General features: G+C 67.5%; 14 protein-coding genes. 12 read left to right on the top strand and 2 right to left on the bottom strand.

The window, feature by feature from the left end:
• Nucleotides 1-2: 2 nt before the first annotated feature.
• The 9 genes from araD (at nucleotide 3) to ACFC2Y_RS01150 (ending at nucleotide 10,646) form a co-directional block, all read left to right on the top strand.
• On the top strand, nucleotides 3-1,748 hold the full coding sequence (gene araD / locus ACFC2Y_RS01190; RefSeq protein WP_375173228.1) for an L-arabinonate dehydratase: 1,746 nt from the start codon (nucleotides 3-5) through the stop codon (nucleotides 1,746-1,748).
• The gene (locus tag ACFC2Y_RS01185; protein WP_375173227.1) at nucleotides 1,735-2,703 is read left to right on the top strand and encodes a Gfo/Idh/MocA family protein; all 969 of its coding nucleotides are present in this window, start codon (nucleotides 1,735-1,737) and stop codon (nucleotides 2,701-2,703) included. Before araD ends, ACFC2Y_RS01185 begins: the two co-directional genes overlap by 14 nt.
• On the top strand, nucleotides 2,696-4,219 hold the full coding sequence (locus tag ACFC2Y_RS01180) for an aldehyde dehydrogenase (NADP(+)) (RefSeq protein ID WP_375173226.1): 1,524 nt from the start codon (nucleotides 2,696-2,698) through the stop codon (nucleotides 4,217-4,219). Before ACFC2Y_RS01185 ends, ACFC2Y_RS01180 begins: the two co-directional genes overlap by 8 nt.
• A gap of 95 nt (nucleotides 4,220-4,314) precedes the next feature.
• Nucleotides 4,315-5,262: a galactofuranose ABC transporter, galactofuranose-binding protein YtfQ gene (gene ytfQ, locus ACFC2Y_RS01175; RefSeq protein ID WP_375173225.1), complete on the top strand. Its 948-nt coding sequence runs from the start codon at nucleotides 4,315-4,317 to the stop codon at nucleotides 5,260-5,262.
• Nucleotides 5,263-5,334: 72 nt separating this feature from the next.
• Nucleotides 5,335-6,840, top strand: coding sequence for a sugar ABC transporter ATP-binding protein (locus ACFC2Y_RS01170; protein WP_375173224.1), 1,506 nt, complete (start codon nucleotides 5,335-5,337; stop codon nucleotides 6,838-6,840).
• Nucleotides 6,837-7,862: an ABC transporter permease gene (locus ACFC2Y_RS01165; RefSeq protein WP_375173223.1), complete on the top strand. Its 1,026-nt coding sequence runs from the start codon at nucleotides 6,837-6,839 to the stop codon at nucleotides 7,860-7,862. Before ACFC2Y_RS01170 ends, ACFC2Y_RS01165 begins: the two co-directional genes overlap by 4 nt.
• Entirely contained in the window at nucleotides 7,859-8,824 is a 966-nt protein-coding gene (gene yjfF / locus ACFC2Y_RS01160; RefSeq protein WP_375173222.1) for a galactofuranose ABC transporter, permease protein YjfF, read from the top strand. Before ACFC2Y_RS01165 ends, yjfF begins: the two co-directional genes overlap by 4 nt.
• A complete protein-coding gene (locus tag ACFC2Y_RS01155) occupies nucleotides 8,821-9,663 on the top strand; it encodes an SMP-30/gluconolactonase/LRE family protein (protein ID WP_375173221.1) in 843 nt (280 codons plus the stop codon). The genes yjfF and ACFC2Y_RS01155 overlap by 4 nt, the downstream gene beginning before the upstream one ends.
• Complete coding sequence (locus ACFC2Y_RS01150) at nucleotides 9,660-10,646, top strand: aldose epimerase family protein (protein WP_375173220.1); 987 nt, start codon at nucleotides 9,660-9,662, stop codon at nucleotides 10,644-10,646. Before ACFC2Y_RS01155 ends, ACFC2Y_RS01150 begins: the two co-directional genes overlap by 4 nt.
• 31 nt (nucleotides 10,647-10,677) lie before the next feature.
• Here the strand turns inward: ACFC2Y_RS01150 and ACFC2Y_RS01145 are convergent, their stop codons facing one another.
• Nucleotides 10,678-12,753 (bottom strand): acetate--CoA ligase family protein, encoded by a 2,076-nt coding sequence (locus ACFC2Y_RS01145; protein WP_375173219.1) that lies wholly within the window; start codon nucleotides 12,751-12,753, stop codon nucleotides 10,678-10,680.
• 180 nt (nucleotides 12,754-12,933) lie between these two features.
• On the opposite strand from ACFC2Y_RS01145, the gene ACFC2Y_RS01140 reads away from it, so the two are divergent.
• On the top strand, nucleotides 12,934-13,293 hold the full coding sequence (locus ACFC2Y_RS01140) for a hypothetical protein (protein WP_375173218.1): 360 nt from the start codon (nucleotides 12,934-12,936) through the stop codon (nucleotides 13,291-13,293).
• Nucleotides 13,290-14,135 carry an alpha/beta fold hydrolase gene (locus ACFC2Y_RS01135; RefSeq protein WP_375173217.1) on the top strand — a complete coding sequence of 282 codons (846 nt, stop codon included), beginning with the start codon at nucleotides 13,290-13,292 and terminating at the stop codon, nucleotides 14,133-14,135. The genes ACFC2Y_RS01140 and ACFC2Y_RS01135 overlap by 4 nt, the downstream gene beginning before the upstream one ends.
• 2 nt (nucleotides 14,136-14,137) lie before the next feature.
• Here the strand turns inward: ACFC2Y_RS01135 and ACFC2Y_RS01130 are convergent, their stop codons facing one another.
• Entirely contained in the window at nucleotides 14,138-14,980 is an 843-nt protein-coding gene (locus tag ACFC2Y_RS01130) for a glucokinase (RefSeq protein WP_375173216.1), read from the bottom strand.
• Between the two features lie 232 nt (nucleotides 14,981-15,212).
• Between ACFC2Y_RS01130 and ACFC2Y_RS01125 the strand changes: the two genes are divergently transcribed.
• The gene (locus ACFC2Y_RS01125) at nucleotides 15,213-16,388 is read left to right on the top strand and encodes an RsmB/NOP family class I SAM-dependent RNA methyltransferase (protein ID WP_375173215.1); all 1,176 of its coding nucleotides are present in this window, start codon (nucleotides 15,213-15,215) and stop codon (nucleotides 16,386-16,388) included.
• The last annotated feature ends 97 nt before the right edge of the window (nucleotides 16,389-16,485 follow it).

Raw genomic sequence — 16,485 nt, 5'->3', positions numbered from 1 at the left:
CCATGACCTTCAAACCGGCCGAATGGCCCCGCAGGCTCAGATCTCAGGAATGGTACGGCGGCACGTCGCGGGACAATATCTATCACCGTGGCTGGCTCAAGAACCAGGGCTACCCGCATGACCTGTTCGACGGGCGGCCGGTGATCGGGATCATGAACACCTGGTCCGACCTGACCCCCTGCAACGGCCACCTGCGCGAGCTGGCGGAAAAGGTGAAAGCCGGGATCTGGGAGGCCGGGGGCTTCCCGCTCGAAGTGCCTGCTTTCTCGGCCTCCGAAAACACCTTCCGCCCGACGGCAATGATGTACCGCAACCTTGCCGCCATGGCGGTGGAGGAACAGATGCGCGCGCAACCGATCGACGGCGCGGTCCTGCTGGTCGGCTGTGACAAGACCACCCCCTCGCTGCTGATGGGCGCGGCGTCGACCGACATCCCCTCCATCGTGGTGACCGGCGGGCCGATGCTGAACGGCTGGTTCCGGGGTGAACGGGTCGGGTCCGGCACCGCGCTCTGGCAGATGAGCGAGGACATCAAGGCGGGCAAGATGACCCAGGAGGATTTCCTCGAGGCCGAGCAGGCGATGAGCCGCTCTTCGGGCACCTGCAACACCATGGGCACCGCATCGACGATGGCCTCGATGGCAGAGGCGCTTGGCATGGCGTTGTCGGGTAATGCGGCGATCCCCGGCGTGGACGCCCGCCGCCGGGTCATGGCGCAGATGAGCGGACGGCGCATCGTTCAGATGGTCAAGGACGACCTGAAGCCTTCGGACATCATGACCAAGCAGGCCTTTGAAAACGCCATCCGCGTCAACGGGGCCATCGGCGGGTCGACCAATGCCGTCGTTCACCTGCTGGCCATGGCCGGCCGGGTCGAGGTCGATCTGACGCTGGACGACTGGGATCGCCTGGGCCGCGACGTGCCGACCATCGTCAACCTCATGCCCTCGGGCAAATACCTGATGGAAGAGTTCTTCTATGCCGGCGGTCTGCCCGTGGTCCTGAAACGGCTTGGCGAGGCGGGGATGTTGCACCGCGATGCGCTGACTGTCTCCGGCGGGGCCATCTGGGACGAAGTCAAGGATGCGGTGAACTGGAACGAGGACGTGATCCGGCCTGCCGATCAGGCGCTGACCTCCTCCGGCGGGATTGCCGTGCTGCGCGGCAACCTGGCACCGCGCGGGGCGGTCCTGAAACCCTCCGCCGCCACGCCGGAGCTGATGAAGCACCGCGGCCGGGCGGTCGTTTTCGAGGACATCGACGACTACAAGGCCAAGATCAACGACGACGCGCTGGACATCGACGAGACCTGCGTGATGGTGCTGAAGAACTGCGGCCCCAAGGGCTACCCCGGCATGTCCGAGGTCGGCAACATGGGCCTGCCGCCGAAGGTGCTGAAAAAGGGCATCACCGACATGGTCCGAATCTCGGACGCGCGCATGTCCGGCACCGCCTATGGCACCGTCATCCTGCACACCTCGCCGGAAGCCGCCGCCGGTGGCCCGCTGGCCATCGTGCGCAACGGCGACATGATCGAGGTCGATGTCGAGGCACGGCGCATCCACCTAGACCTGCCAGACGAAGAAATCGCCGCCCGCCTGGCCGAATGGACCCCGCTGGAGGAACCGCCCGTCAACGGCGGCTACACCAAGCTCTATTACGACAGCGTCGAGGGCGCCGACACCGGGGCCGACTTCGGCTTCCTGAAGGGATGCAGAGGAAACGAGGTGCCCCGTGACAGCCACTAAGATCGCCCTGGTCGGCATCGGCAAGATTGCCCGCGACCAGCACATCCCCGCGCTTGCCGCCTCCGACAGCTTCGAATTGGCCGCCACGGTCAGCCGCTCCGGCGGGGTCGAGGGGGTGGAGAACTTCGACAGTATCGAGGCCCTTCTTGCCGCGCGCCCCGACATCCCCGCGATCAGCTTTTGCACCCCGCCGCAGGTCCGCTATGCCGGCGCCCGAGCCGCGCTGGATGCGGGCCGCGACGTCATGCTGGAAAAGCCCCCGGGCGCCAGCCTGTCCGAGGTCCACGCGCTGGAGGCGCTGGCGGCGGAAAAGGGGCTCTGCCTCTTTGCCACCTGGCATTCGCGCCACGCGGCCTCCGTCCCCGCCGCCAAGGCCTGGCTTGCGGACAAGACCGTGCGTTCCGTGACCATCGACTGGAAGGAAGACGTCCGCGTCTGGCACCCCGGGCAGCAATGGATCTGGCAGGCCGGTGGACAGGGCATCTTTGACCCGACCATCAACGCCTTTTCCATCCTGACGGAGATCTTGCCCGTCTTCGTCCATGTGACGGAAGCCGAGCTGCGCTTCCCGACCAACTGCGAAACCCCGATTGCCGGGCTGATCCGGATGGACGGCCCCGACGGCCCGCTGGTCACCGCCGATGTCGATTTCCTGTGGGAAGGCGACCCCTTCTGGCGCCAGATCATCGAAACCGACCAGGGCACGCTGACCCTCAACCAGGGTGGTGCGATCATGGAAATCGACGGTGGCGCGCAACAGGGCGAGGGCTGGACCGAACCCGGCATCCACGGCGAATACGACGGGCTTTATGCGCGTTTCGCCGATCTGCTGGCCACCCGCGCCTCCGACGTTGACCTGCGACCCATGGTGCTGGTGGCCGACGCCTTCACCCTGGGCAAGCGGATCGACGCCCCAGACTTCATCGACCCGACATTGGAGACCAAGAATGCTTGATGCCACGCCCCTGACCGGAAAACACCTCATCGCAGGAGACTGGGTCGGCAGCGGGGCCACCTTTGCCTCCGACCCGGTGAGCGGCGATGCCGTGACCGTCTGTTCCGGCGGCGCGGCGGAGATCGATGCCGCCGTCCAGGCCGCCGAGGAGGCCTTTGCCACCTATGGCTGGACCGACCGCGAAACCCGCGCCAAGTTTCTGGAGGCCATCGCGGAGGAGATCGAGGCGCGCGGCGCCGCATTGACCGCCCATGGCAGCGCCGAGACCGGCCTGCCCGAAGCCCGGCTGGAGGGCGAGCGTGGCCGCACCACCGGCCAGTTGCGCATGTTCGCCGAGCATATCCGCAAGGGCGATTACCTGGACATCCGCCACGACGCGGCGCTGCCCGACCGCCAGCCGCTGCCGCGTCCCGATCTGCGCTTGATCCAGCGCCCGCTCGGGCCCGTCGGCGTCTTTGGCGCGTCGAACTTCCCGCTGGCCTTCTCGACCGCCGGCGGCGACACCGCCGCCGCGCTCGCGGCCGGCTGTCCGGTTGTCTACAAGGGCCACCCGGGCCACCCCGCGACCGGCGAACTGGTCGCCCAGGCCATCGCGGCGGCGATTGAAAAGACCGGCATGCCCAAGGGCACGTTCGGCTTCGTGCAGTCCAATACCAACGAGGCGGGAGAGGCGCTGGTCCAGCATCCGCTGATCCGCGCCGTCGGCTTCACCGGTTCGTTCCGGGGCGGCAAGGCGCTGTTCGATCTGGCCATGTCGCGGCCGGAGCCGATCCCCTTTTTCGGCGAGCTGGGCTCGATCAACCCCGTGTTCGTCCTGCCCGGCGCCCTGACGGCGCGCGCGGCCGAGACCGGCACCGCCTGGGCCGGATCGCTGACCATGGGCGTGGGGCAGTTCTGCACCAACCCCGGGATCGTCGTCCTGCCGCAGGGGCCGGAGGGCGACGCCTTCCGCGAGGCCGCGCTGGAGGCCCTGGGACAGGTCGGCGCGCAGCCCATGCTGACCGAAGGCACGGCCCGAGGCTATGCCGGGGCCGTCGCCGAGACCGGCAAGACCGCCTATCGCCTGACTGAGGTGGCCGAGGCCCCCGCGCGCTGTGGCCTGCCCGCGGTCTTCGAGGTCACCGGCGCCCAATGGCTCGCCAATCCCGACCTGGCCGAGGAGATGTTCGGCCCGGCGGCGATCCTTGTGCGCACGGCTTCGGCCGAAGAAACGCTCCAGATCGCGAAATCCTTTGCCGGGCAGCTGACCGTCACCCTCCAGATGGAGGAGGCGGACACGGCCGAAGCGAAGACCCTGATGCCGGTGCTGGAACGCAAGGCGGGCCGGATCCTGGCCAATGGCTATCCGACCGGGGTCGAGGTGGCCGATGCCATGGTGCACGGCGGCCCGTTCCCCGCATCCACGAATTTTGGCGCGACCTCTGTCGGCAGTCTCGGCATTCGCCGGTTCCTGCGACCGGTGTCGTTCCAGAACATCCCCGCAGCGCTGCTGCCCGAAGATCTGCAGCAGGGCTGATCGGGGACCAAAGACCAATCGGCGCTGGATACCCCGGCGCCGGTCACCGAGGCCCAGAGGAGAAACGGGCCCTACATTTCCAGGGAGGAAACGCAATGAAACACCTACTGACAACCGCGGCTTTCGTGGCCTTCGGCGCATCCGCCGCCATGGCACAGACTGTCGGCTTTTCGCAGATCGGGTCGGAATCCGGCTGGCGCGCGGCCGAAACCACGCTGACCAAGCAACAGGCCGAAGAGCGGGGCATCGACCTCAAATTCTCCGACGCGCAGCAGAAGCAGGAAAACCAGATCGCCGCCATCCGCTCCTTCATCGCGCAGGGCGTAGACGCCATCCTGCTGGCCCCGGTCGTCGCGACCGGTTGGGACAGCGTGCTGGAAGAAGCCAAGGAAGCCGAGATCCCCGTCGTCCTGCTGGACCGCCAGGTCGACAGCGACAAGTCGCTCTACCTGACCGCCGTGGGCTCTGACCTCGTGCATGAGGGCGAAGTGGCCGGCAAGTGGCTGGTCGATGCCGTCGCTGGCGAAGAGTGCCGCGTGGTCGAGCTTCAGGGCACCACCGGCTCCTCCCCCGCCATCGACCGCAAGACCGGCTTCGAGCAGGGCATCGCGGGCGCCGACAATATCGAAATCGTCCGCTCGCAGACCGGCGACTTCACCCGTGCCCAGGGCAAGGAAGTGATGGAGAGCTTCCTCCAGGCCGAAAACGGCGGCAAGGACATCTGCGCCCTCTATGCCCACAACGACGACATGGCCGTCGGCGCGATCCAGGCCATCAAGGAAGCCGGTCTGAAGCCGGGCGAGGACATCCTGATCGTGTCGATCGACGCCGTGCCGGACATCTTCCTGGCCATGGCCGCAGGCGAAGCCAACGCGACGGTCGAACTGACGCCGAACATGGCAGGCCCGGCCTTCGACGCGTTGGACGCCTACATGAAAGACGGGACCGAGCCTGCGAAATTCATCCAGACCGAGTCCAAGCTCTACACCCAGGACGACGATCCGCAGGGTGAATACGAGCGCCGCAAGGATCTGGGCTACTGACAGATCCGGGCCGACGCGGCATGATCCGCGTCGGCCCTTTTTTTCTGACATGACACTTCACTGGGGAAGCAGATGCTGCTGACCATCCGGTCCCTGACAAAGACATTTCCAGGAACCAAGGCCCTTGATGCCGTCGATTTCGACCTGGCAGCGGGCGAGGTTCACGCGCTCCTCGGGGAAAACGGGGCCGGCAAGTCGACCCTGATCAAATGCCTCACCGGCGCCTATGCGCGGGACGAGGGCACGATCACCCTCGACGGGGCGCCGATCTCTCCGCGCTCCACATCCGAGGCGCAGGAGGTCGGGATCGGCACGGTCTATCAGGAGGTGAACCTGCTGCCCAACCTGACCGTCGCCCAGAACCTGACCTTTGGCCGTGAACCGACCCGCTTCGGCATGGTCAACGCCCGTGCGCAGCGCCGCATGGCCGAGGAGATGCTGGAAGGCTACGGGCTGGAGATCGACGTGACGCGGGACCTTTCGGCCTATTCCGTCGCGATCCGTCAGATCGTCGCCATCGCCCGTGCCGTCGCGCTGTCGGGCAAGGTACTCATCCTGGATGAACCGACCGCCAGCCTCGATGCGCGCGAGGTCGAGACGCTGTTCAACGTGGTTCGCGACCTGCGCGACAAGGGATTGGGCATCGTCTTCGTCTCGCATTTCCTGGATCAGGTGTTCGAGCTGACCGACCGTGTCACGGTGCTGCGCAACGGCTGCAAGGTGACCACCGAAAACACCGCCGACCTAGACCGGGTCCGGCTGATCGAACACATGCTGGGGCACGCGCTGGAGGACGATCTGGTCGGCCACGGCAAGACCCATACGGATACAACCCGGCCAGAGCTGCTGAAGTTCGAGAATTTCGGCCGACGCGGCCATATCGACCCCTTCGACCTGAGCGTGGCCAAGGGCGAGGTGATCGGCCTGGCAGGGCTGCTCGGCTCCGGCCGGACGGAAAGCGCGGAACTGATGTTCGGCGTCGAACATGCCCAGTCGGGCCATGCCAGCGACGACACCGGCGCGATCGAGCTGACCAGCCCCCGCGCCGCTATCGCGGCGGGCTTTGGCTTTGCCCCCGAGGAACGCAAGGAGGACGGCATCGTCGCCGACCTCTCGATCCGCGAAAACATCGCCCTGGCCCTGCAGGCCCGCCGGGGCTGGGCGCGGCCCATTCCACGCGCCGAACAGCTGCGCATTGCCAACGAGTATATCGAACGGCTGGATATTCGCACCTCCGGCCCGGAAAAGGCCATCGGCGATCTGTCGGGCGGAAACCAGCAGAAGGTCGTCCTGGCCCGCTGGCTGGCCATGAACCCGCGCTTCCTGATCCTGGATGAACCGACCCGGGGCATCGACGTGGGCGCCCATGCGGAAATCCTGCGCCTGATCCAGCAGGTGACGGAAGAGGGGATGTCGATCCTCGTGATTTCCTCGGAGCTGGACGAGCTGATCGCCGTGGCCGACCGGGTCATCGTCGTGCGCGACCGCCGCCATGTCGCCGAACTGACCGGGGCGGAGATCCAGACCGACGCCATCGTGCGCGCCATCGCCGCGCCAGAGGCGGAGGCCCGGGCATGACCGTTTTCAAACGCATACTCCCGCAGCTCATCACCCTTGTTGTGCTGGCCGGGCTGGTCACCGCCTTCTTCCCGGATTTCCTGCGGATCGAGGTCGTCAACGGCCGCCTTGTCGGGCCGGTGATGGACATCGTGAAACGCGGCGCGCCGGTCGGGCTTCTGGCCGTCGGCATGACACTTGTCATCGCCACCCGAGGCATCGACCTGAGCGTCGGCGCGGTCATCGCCATTGCCGGGGCCGTCGCCGCCTGGGCGATCACCCAGGGCTACGGGCTGGGGGGCGCGCTGTTGCTGGCCTTTGCCGCCGGTCTGGTGGCCGGGCTGTGGAACGGGGTTCTGGTCGCCATCGTCGGCATCCAGCCGATCGTCGCCACGCTGATCCTGATGACCTCGGGCCGTGGCATCGCGCAGCTGGTGACCGAGGGGCGCATCCTGACCTTTTCGCATGACGGCCTGGCCTTCCTCGGCTCCGGCGTTGTGCTGGGCATTCCGGTGCCTGCGCTGCTCTGGGTCCTGACGGCTCTGGCGGTCACCCTGCTGATGCGGCGCACCGCGCTTGGCATGCTGATCGAGGCCGTGGGCGTGAACCGCAGCGCCGCCGCGCTGGCCGGGGTCAATGCCACGGTGCTGATCGTCGCGGTCTATGTCGCCTCGGGCCTTTGCGCCGCGCTGGCGGGCGTCATCTCCACCGCCGATATCCGCGGGGCCGATGCCAACAACGCGGGCCTCTGGATGGAGCTGGACGCGATCCTGGCCGTGGTCATCGGGGGCAATTCGCTTCTCGGCGGGCGCTTCTCCATCGCGGCGTCGTTGCTTGGGGCGCTGATCATTCAGACCATCGACACAGGCATCCTGTTGGCGGGCTTCCCCTCGGAATACAATCTGTCGATCAAGGCCGGGCTGGTGCTGGCGATCCTGGTGCTGCAGAGCCCGAACCTCGCCCATCACTGGTACGCCCTGCGCCGGGCCGCGCTGAGGCGGCGGGAAGAAGGGCTGGACACGCAGAAGGAGCCGGGCGCATGAACCCCCGTATCTACCCGCTTGCCGCGACCATTGCGATCTTTCTGCTGGCCTGGGTGATCTGCGTCGCGCAGTTCCCCTACATGCTCTCCACCCGTGTCGTCGGCAACCTGCTGACCGACAACGCCTATCTCGGCATCGTGGCCGTCGGCATGACGGTGGTCATCCTGTCCGGCGGCATCGACCTTTCGGTCGGCTCGGTGATCGCCTTTTCCGGCGTCTTCATCGCGGTGATGCTGCGCGACACGGGCCTGCATCCCATGCCGGTCTTTGTCCTGCTGCTGATCATCACCACGGCCTTCGGGGCCGCCATGGGATGGCTGATCTTTGCGCTGGCCATGCCGCCCTTCATCGTGACGCTTGCGGGCATGTTCCTGATGCGGGGCGTGGCCTACATGCTGTCGATCAATTCGGTGCCGATCGACCACGCCTTTTTCGACATGCTGGGCAAGGCCTACTGGCTGATGCCGGGCAAGGGGCGGCTGACTCTGATCGGGGTGCTGATGCTGGCGACGGTCGTGATCGGCATGCTGGTGGCGCATCGCACGAGGTTCGGCGCCTCGGTCTTCGCCCTGGGCGGGGGCGAGACGACGGCGCGGCTCATGGGGGTGCGGCTGGCACCGACCTATGTGGCGATTTACGCTTTCTCCGGCTTCATGGCCGGGCTCGCCGGGATCGTCTTTTCCATCTACACCCGCTCGGGCTATCCGCTGGCCACCGTTGGCACTGAACTGACGGCCATCGCCGCCGTGGTGATCGGCGGCACGCTGCTGACCGGCGGGGCGGGCTATGTCTTCGGCACGCTGATCGGGGTGCTGACCATGGGGCTGATCCAGACCTATATCGTCTTTGACGGCACGCTCTCCAGCTGGTGGACCAAGATCATCATCGGCCTGCTGCTGCTGGCCTTCATCCTGCTGCAGAAGGGACTGGTGCGGCTGTCTGGCGCGGGGAGACCGGCATGAGCGTTTTTGACGACAGGATCTGCCATCTGGGGGAGGGGCCGCTCTGGCACCCCGAGCGAAATCAGTTCTTCTGGTTCGACATCATGGGCCGCCGCCTGCTCTCGCGCACCGAAGACGGGCCTCTGGAATGGGACATGGGCGAACATGCCTCCGCCGCCGGATGGATCGACCGCGACACCCTGCTGATCGCGACGGAGACGGGGTTGTTCCGCTTTGACCTGACGACGGGCGGCAAAGACAAAGTGGCCGATCTGGAGCCCGATCAGCCGCTCACCCGGTCCAACGACGGTCGCGCCGATCCCTTCGGCGGGTTCTGGATCGGCACCATGGGCAAAGCCGCCGAACCACGCGCCGGGGCGATCTATCGGTTCTTCGAGGGACGGATCGAAAAACTCTTCGACCAGATCAGCATCCCCAATGCGATCTGTTTCGCGCCGGACGGACAGCGCGCTTATTACGCCGACACGCCCCGCCAAAGGGTCTGGCAGGTGGCGCTGGACGACAAGGGCTGGCTGGCTGGCGAGCCGGAGGTCTTCCTCGATCTGCGTGACGAGGGGCTGAACCCCGACGGCGCCGTCACCGATGCCGAGGGCGGTGTCTGGGTCGCGCAATGGGGGGCGTCGCGCGTGGCGCGCTATCTGCCGGACGGACGCTATGACCGGGCCATCGACCTGCCCGCGCGGCAGACCTCCTGCCCCTGTTTCGGCGGTCCCGATCTGGATCAGCTCTATGTCACCTCTGCGACGGAAAACATGCCCGACCCGGGCCCGGCGGACGGTCAGACCTTCGTGGTCGACCCGGGCCTGCGCGGCATCGCCGCCCCACGGGTCATCCTATGAGCGCGGTCGACACTTTCGGCACCCTGCCGGACGGCCGGGATGTGGCACGCATTCACCTGCGGGCAGGCAAGATGGAGGCCGCGATCCTCACCTGGGGCGCGACCGTGCAGGACCTGCGGTTTGATGGGCAACGCGTTGTCGTAGGCAGCGACGATCTGGCCGACTATCTCGGCCCGCTGCTCTACGCCGGGGCCACGGTCGGGCGGTTTGCCAACCGCATCGGCAACGCCCGGTTCACCCTCGACGGCGCGGACCACCACACCGATCCCAACTTCCTCGACCGTCACACGCTGCACGGCGGCAGCCAGGGCACGGGCGAGCGGCTATGGACCCTCGACGAAGCGACCGTCGACAGCGTGGGACTGACGCTGGTATTGCCCGACGGCGACATGGGCTTCCCCGGAGAGATGACCGCCCGCTGCACCTACCGCCTGGACCCGGCGGGCGCGTTGAGCGTCGAGATCGAGGCGCAGACGACCAAAGCCAGCCCCTGCAGCTTTGCACATCATGGTTATTTCATCCTCGACGACAGCGGCGACATCACGCGGCACCGGCTGACCGTGGCCGCCGACCACTACCTGCCCGTGGACGCTGACCTGATCCCGACCGGAGAGATCGCCGACGTCGCAGGCACCAAGTTTGATTTCCGCACCGGGCGCGAGATCGGCACGCAGGGCTACGATCACAACCTCTGCCTCGGGTCCGACCGCACGGCCCTTCGGAATGTCGCGGAGCTGACCAGCGAGGCCTCCGGCATTGCCATGGGGGTCGCGACGACCGAACCGGGGTTGCAGGTCTATAACGGCGCGCATCTGGGCGGTGCACCGGGACATGGCGGTGCCATTCTGAACCCTCGGGCGGGGCTGGCGCTGGAAACCCAGGCCTGGCCGGATAGCCCGAACCGGGCGACCTTCCCGCCCAGTATCTTGCGCCCGGGCGAGACCTACCGCGCCGAAACCCGCTATTCCTTCCGCCGTCTCTGACGGGCGGGGGCCATTCCAAATCCCGAACGGCCTAACTCCGCGGCGGCCCCTCCAACCGGATCAGCGCATCCAGGCACAGAACACCTTCCGCACCGATCAACACGGGGTTGATCTCCGCTTCCGTCACGCGGGGATGCGCGGCAACCCGGCTGACCGCCGCCACGGCCCGGGCCAGCGCGGCCAGATCGCCGCGCGCCTGTCCGCGATAGCCGCGCAACGGGGCAAAGCTCTTGATTTCCTGCGTCATGTCCACCGCCGTTGCCTCCGTCACCGGTGCAGGGCGCAGGCTGCTGTCGCCCAACACCTCGGCCAGGATGCCGCCCGCCGCCAGCGTCACCAGCGGCCCGACACGCGCATCCCGCGTCACCCCGATCAACGCCTCGCCCAGACCTTGCGCCATTTCCTGCACCAGAACGGCGGTCACCGGCACCACGACCCCCGCCAGCATCTCTGCAATCGCCCGATCCAGTGCCGCCTCGTCCGCCAGGTTCAGCCGGATCGCCCCAGCCTCCGTCTTGTGCGGCAGATCGGCGGAGACGAGCTTGGCCACCACCGGGAAGGCCAGATCGACCGGGCGGGCGCGCCCGTCGGGGGGCAGGACAACATGGCGGGGCTGTGCAAGGCCAAGCGCGGCAAAGACAGCACCGGCGGCCACCTCGTCCATCACGCCCTCGGGGGCGGCGTCCAGCAGGGCCAGCGCGTCATCGGGCAGGGTGTCTTCGCCGCGCGCGACCGGCGCGGTGCGGGCAAAGAGGGCCGCCAGGCTCTCCGCCGCGCTTTCCGGCGTAACAAAGGCGGGAATGCCCTTTTCCGCCAGTAGCTTGAGCGTGCCCGGGGCATGGGGCAAGGGCATCACGACCAGCGGCGCGTGCCCCTCCGGCGCGGCCTCCAGCGCGGCTACAAGAGGATCTACCGTCAGCTCCGGATTGAACTGTGCCGAAGATCCGATGGCGGCGACCAGAATGCCCGTTTCGGGATCGGTCAGCAGCGAGGAGATCACTGCCTGCATCACATCCGGCCGCGCCCCCGCCATGGTCACATCCACCAGCTTGCCGGACCCGAGCGCGATGCCCTGTGGCCCCAGCCTGGCCCGTGTTTCCGCGCCACATCCGGCGATCTCGATCCCCCGCGCGCTGATCTGGTCCAGCACCATGCCGCCGCCGCCGCCCGTGGTGGTCAGCACCGTTGCACTGCGCGGCCGCGCCGGATCAATCCGCGCCCGGACCATTGCGCCGGGCGCATCCAGCAGCGCATCAAGGACGGAGACCTCGACAATACCGATATCCCTGAGAAAACAAGAAATCCCCCCGCGCGCCCCGGCCATCGCCCCAGTGTGGGAAATCGCCAGTTGCTGGCCCTCGTCCGACTGCCCGATCACGTAGGCCACCACCGGTTTGCCCCGGGCATGCGCGGCGGCGGCGAAATCCGCCAGGGCCTGCGGATCGCGGATCGTCTCCAGAAACAGTGCGAAACTCTCGGTCTCCGGATCGTCCAGCAGAAGGGAGCCGAGCGTGCCCACATCCGTCACCGCCTCGTTGCCGAGCGAGGCGAAGGAAGCAAAGCCGATCCCCCGCGCCGCCCCGCGCGAGGCCAGCATGCCGATCATCGAGCCGGACTGTGACAGAACGGTCAATCCGCCAGTTGGAATGTCCCGGGCCACGAAAGCGGCGTTTGACGTGCAGTAGAACCCGTTGGACAGATGCACGACACCGGTGGAGTTCGGCCCGATCAGCCGGATCCCCGCCTCCCGTGCCAGAGCCGCGACCTTTTCCTGCCGCGCCAGCCCCTCCGGTCCCGCCTCGGCAAACCCGTCCGCCAGCATGGAGACGACCCGCACCCCGGCCCGCGCGCACTCCTCCAGCGCCGAGATCGCCGGGTCTGCGTCCAGCAGGATATAGGCATGATCCACCGCCCCGGCCTCCGCGATAGAAGGCAGGGCCGGGACGTCCAGAACGGTTGATCTGCGCGGGTTGATCGGGATGACCTCGCCCCTGAACCCCTGGGCGGCGAGGAACTGCTGCGGCCGCGCTGTCAGCCGCGACGCCGTATCCGAAGCCCCGATCAGCGCCACCCGACGCGGCGCGATTAATGCGTCCAGCTCTGTCATCTCAGCCGATCCTCCCATCATCATGGTATACCATACTGATGGAGCGGTGATTGGGAAGACCAAAAGGATCCTATACGCGGCGCAGCAATCAACATGGATCGGACCGCGCTCAAACGGCATACCAAAAACCCCTTGCGCAATCACGCTCGCCCGCTACGCTTTCCGCATGGAGGACCGCCCATGTTCCAGCCCCTGTTGCACACCGCCCCGCCGGGCAGCGCCCTGGCCGCAATGGCCCCGGGCCTCGACTGGTCGCTCATGCTGCAGAGCGGGGCCGACGACACCGCCGTGACCATCCGCGACGGCGCGGTGACGCAGGTCACCTCGGGCCCCTTCACCCTGCCGTCCTGGCAGACCCGCCTCGCCGCCGCGCCGGAGGAATGGGCCGCCTTCCTGGCCCCCGTGCCACGCCCTGGCCATCACGACATCATCGCCCTGCTGCGCCGGGGTGCGATCCGGTTCGAGGGCGACCTGCATCCGCTGATGGCGCATCTCTACTACGTCAAATGCCTGCTGGCCTCGCTGCGGGGGGCCTCATGAGCGTGACAATCGAACCCATCCTCGGCCGCTATGCGCATATAGAGATCGAGGGCACCCCGCATCGCATTTATTGGGAGGAGGCCGGGCAGGGCATCCCCCTGGTCTGCCTGCACACCGCCGGCAGCGACGGGCGGCAATATCGGGCCGTGTTGAACGATCCGGAGATCACCCGGAACTTCCGCGTCATGGTCTTTGACATGCCGCGCCACGGCAAATCCTCCCCCGCGCCGGGCTCGGTGGATCAGGCCTATCACCTGACCTCCGACACCTATGTCGCGCAGATCATGGCCTTTTGCGATGCGATGGCGCTGGTGAAACCGGTCGTCATGGGCTGTTCCATCGGCGGACGGATCGTTCTGCATCTGGCCCGCCGCCATCCGGAGAGGTTCCGCGCCCTCATCGGCCTGCAAAGCTCCGCGCATGTGGCGCCCTATTACGACACAAGCTGGCTCGACCGGCCGGATGTGCATGGGGGCCGAATCTGCGGGGCCATCGCCCACGGTCTGATGGCGCCGCAAAGCCCGGAGGTGGAGCGGGACGAGACTCGCTGGCACTACATGCAGGGCGGGCCGGGCGTATTCAAAGGGGACATGTGGTTCTACAAGGTCGACGGCGACATGCGTGAAGAGGTCGGGCGGATCGACACCTCTGCCGTGCCGATCCACCTGCTGACCGGCGAATACGACTATTCCTGCACGCCCGAGGACAGCGCCGAACTGGCCGCGATTCTGGGCGTCGACCTGACTGTCATGCCGGAGATGGGGCATTTCCCAATGTCGGAGAACCCGATGAAATTCCTGGACTATCTGCGCCCGGTGCTGGCGGGGATCCGCAAGACCTGAGCCTATCCCAGGGCCGCCAGGCAGCCGCGCAGGGCCGCGTCGCTGGCCGTCATCAGCCGGACCGGCACGTCCCGAAGAAAGCCATATGGTACATAGGGCTCCTCCAGCCGATCGAGGAACCCGGGCAGGCCCGGCCCCTCCGCCACCAGTTTCGCCACGCCGCCGCACAGATAGACGCCATCGAAGGGCAGCGTCGCCGTGATCAACTCGCGCAGAAAATCCGCGAGGCAGAGGGCGAATATGTGCGGGGCCTCCTCCTCGATTTGCATCTTCAGACGCGCCAGTCCCGGCCCGCTGAAAAAGGCGTCACAACTCTTCGGCACCTCGGCCCCGGCGGCGGCGAGCCGGGCCGCGACAGAGGCGGGCAGGGGCGTCAGGCCACGCTCCGCCTCCAGCGCGAGGGGGCGGTCGCCCGCCATGACACCCTGCGCCGCGTTGAACCCGGTGCCCAGGTTGACGACCAGCCATTGCCCGTTCGGTGCGATCTGTCCGTCCCGCAACGTCCGTTGATCGGCCTCGGGCAGGAAGGGCACGGCCAGCACATGGGCGGTCAGATCGTTCACCAGGCTCAGCTTTTTCGCGTGGCGGCCAAGGGTCTCCGCCGTAACAACCCAGTCGCGGTTGGTCAGGCGAATGTCCCCGTTTACCAGCGGCCCCGCAGCGGCGAGGGAGATCGCATCGACCGCCCCAGTCCGCGCCATAACCTCCTGCAGCATCTCCTCGAAGGTGGCGAAGTCGTCATTGACCAGCGCAAAGGCGCTGTCGGGCAGGATCTTCCCGTCCCGCGCCAGTGCGTATCTGGCATTGGTTCCGCCGATATCTCCCAACAAGGCTGTGCCGCTCATCCCGTCCTCCGTGGTGCTTCGCGGTAAAACAGCACATTCCTGTTGGAATGTCACAGAGATATGGGGGATATGCGCCGCGCCGGTTCTATGCGTCGCCGGGATGGTCCGCCGGACCGGCGGCGCCCCGAGCGCACTTGCCCCCGCGCGGCAGGCGGGCAGGGGGATCGGGGGGCAGGAAAACACCTTTCCTCGGCTCGTCCCGCCCGCTATCCCGGCGAAAAGGAGCCCGCCCATGACCCCCGCTGCCCGGATCGCCGCCGCCGCCGACCTGCTGGACCAGATCCTTGCCGGGACCCCGGCGGAAAAGGCCCTGACAGGCTGGGCCCGGCGCAGCCGCTTTGCCGGGTCCAAGGATCGGGCCGCCCTGCGCGATCTGGTCTACGACGCCCTGCGCTGCCGCCGCAGCCACGCCTGGCTTGGCGGGGCGGAAACCGGGCGTGGGCTGATGCTGGGCGGGCTCATCGCCGCCGGAACCGATCCCGCAACGCTCTTCACCGGCGACGGCCACGCCCCCGCCCCGTTAAGCGATGCGGAGGCCACCCAGGCCGCGCAGCCCCCCGCCCTGACCGGGGCGCCCGAACCGGTCGCCTGCGACATGCCCGACTGGCTCTGGCCCCTGCTCACCGCCTCCCTCGGCGATCAGACTCGTGCGGTTTGCCAGGCGCTGCGGCACCGCGCGCCGGTTTTTCTGCGGGTGAACCTGCGCAAGGGCGACAGGGACCGGGCCATTGCGTCGCTGGCCCGCGACGGGGTCGAGGCCCGGGAACATCCGCAGGTCGCCACGGCGCTGGAGGTCACCTCCGGCCCGCGCCGTGTGGCGCAGAGCGCCGCCTATCTCGACGGGCTGGTGGAACTGCAGGACGCGGCCTCGCAGGACGTGACGGCACAGATACCCCTGCGCGACGGAATGACGGTGCTGGACTATTGCGCGGGCGGCGGGGGCAAGACCCTGGCGATGGCCGCACGGGCCGACGCACGGTTCACCGCCCATGACGCCAATCCCGCCCGCCTTGCCGATCTGCCCGCCCGGGCCACGCGGGCGGGGGTCGAGGTCACCGTGACGGACCGCCCCCAAGGCCCCTTCGACCTGGTGCTGACAGATGTCCCCTGTTCCGGAAGCGGGTCCTGGCGGCGCGCGCCCGAAGCGAAATGGACCCTGACGGCAGAGCGGCTCTCTGCGCTCAACACCACCCAGGATCAGATCCTCGATCAGGCTGCGGCCCTTGTCGCGCCGGGGGGCAGCCTCGCCTATGTCACCTGTTCGATCCTCGCCTGCGAGAACGGGGACCGCGCGGCGGCCTTCCTGGCCCGACACGACGGGTGGCGGATGGAGGAAGAGCGGCACTGGCACCCCGACACGGGCGGCGACGGGTTTTACCTCGCCCGGTTCACCCGCGTAACAGTCTGACAAGACACATAAAACGGTCTGAACGCCGGACGCCACGGGAAGCGTCTGCCCCGTTAACTATTGGTTAACGACTTTTTGCGTTAATGTGGGCGGGGAA

Origin of the sequence: Pseudooceanicola sp., assembly GCF_041987405.1 — a bacterium.
Lineage (GTDB): Bacteria > Pseudomonadota > Alphaproteobacteria > Rhodobacterales > Rhodobacteraceae > Pseudooceanicola.
Note: the sequence above shows the minus strand (reverse complement) of the source record. Positions and strands in the feature narration are given on the sequence as shown.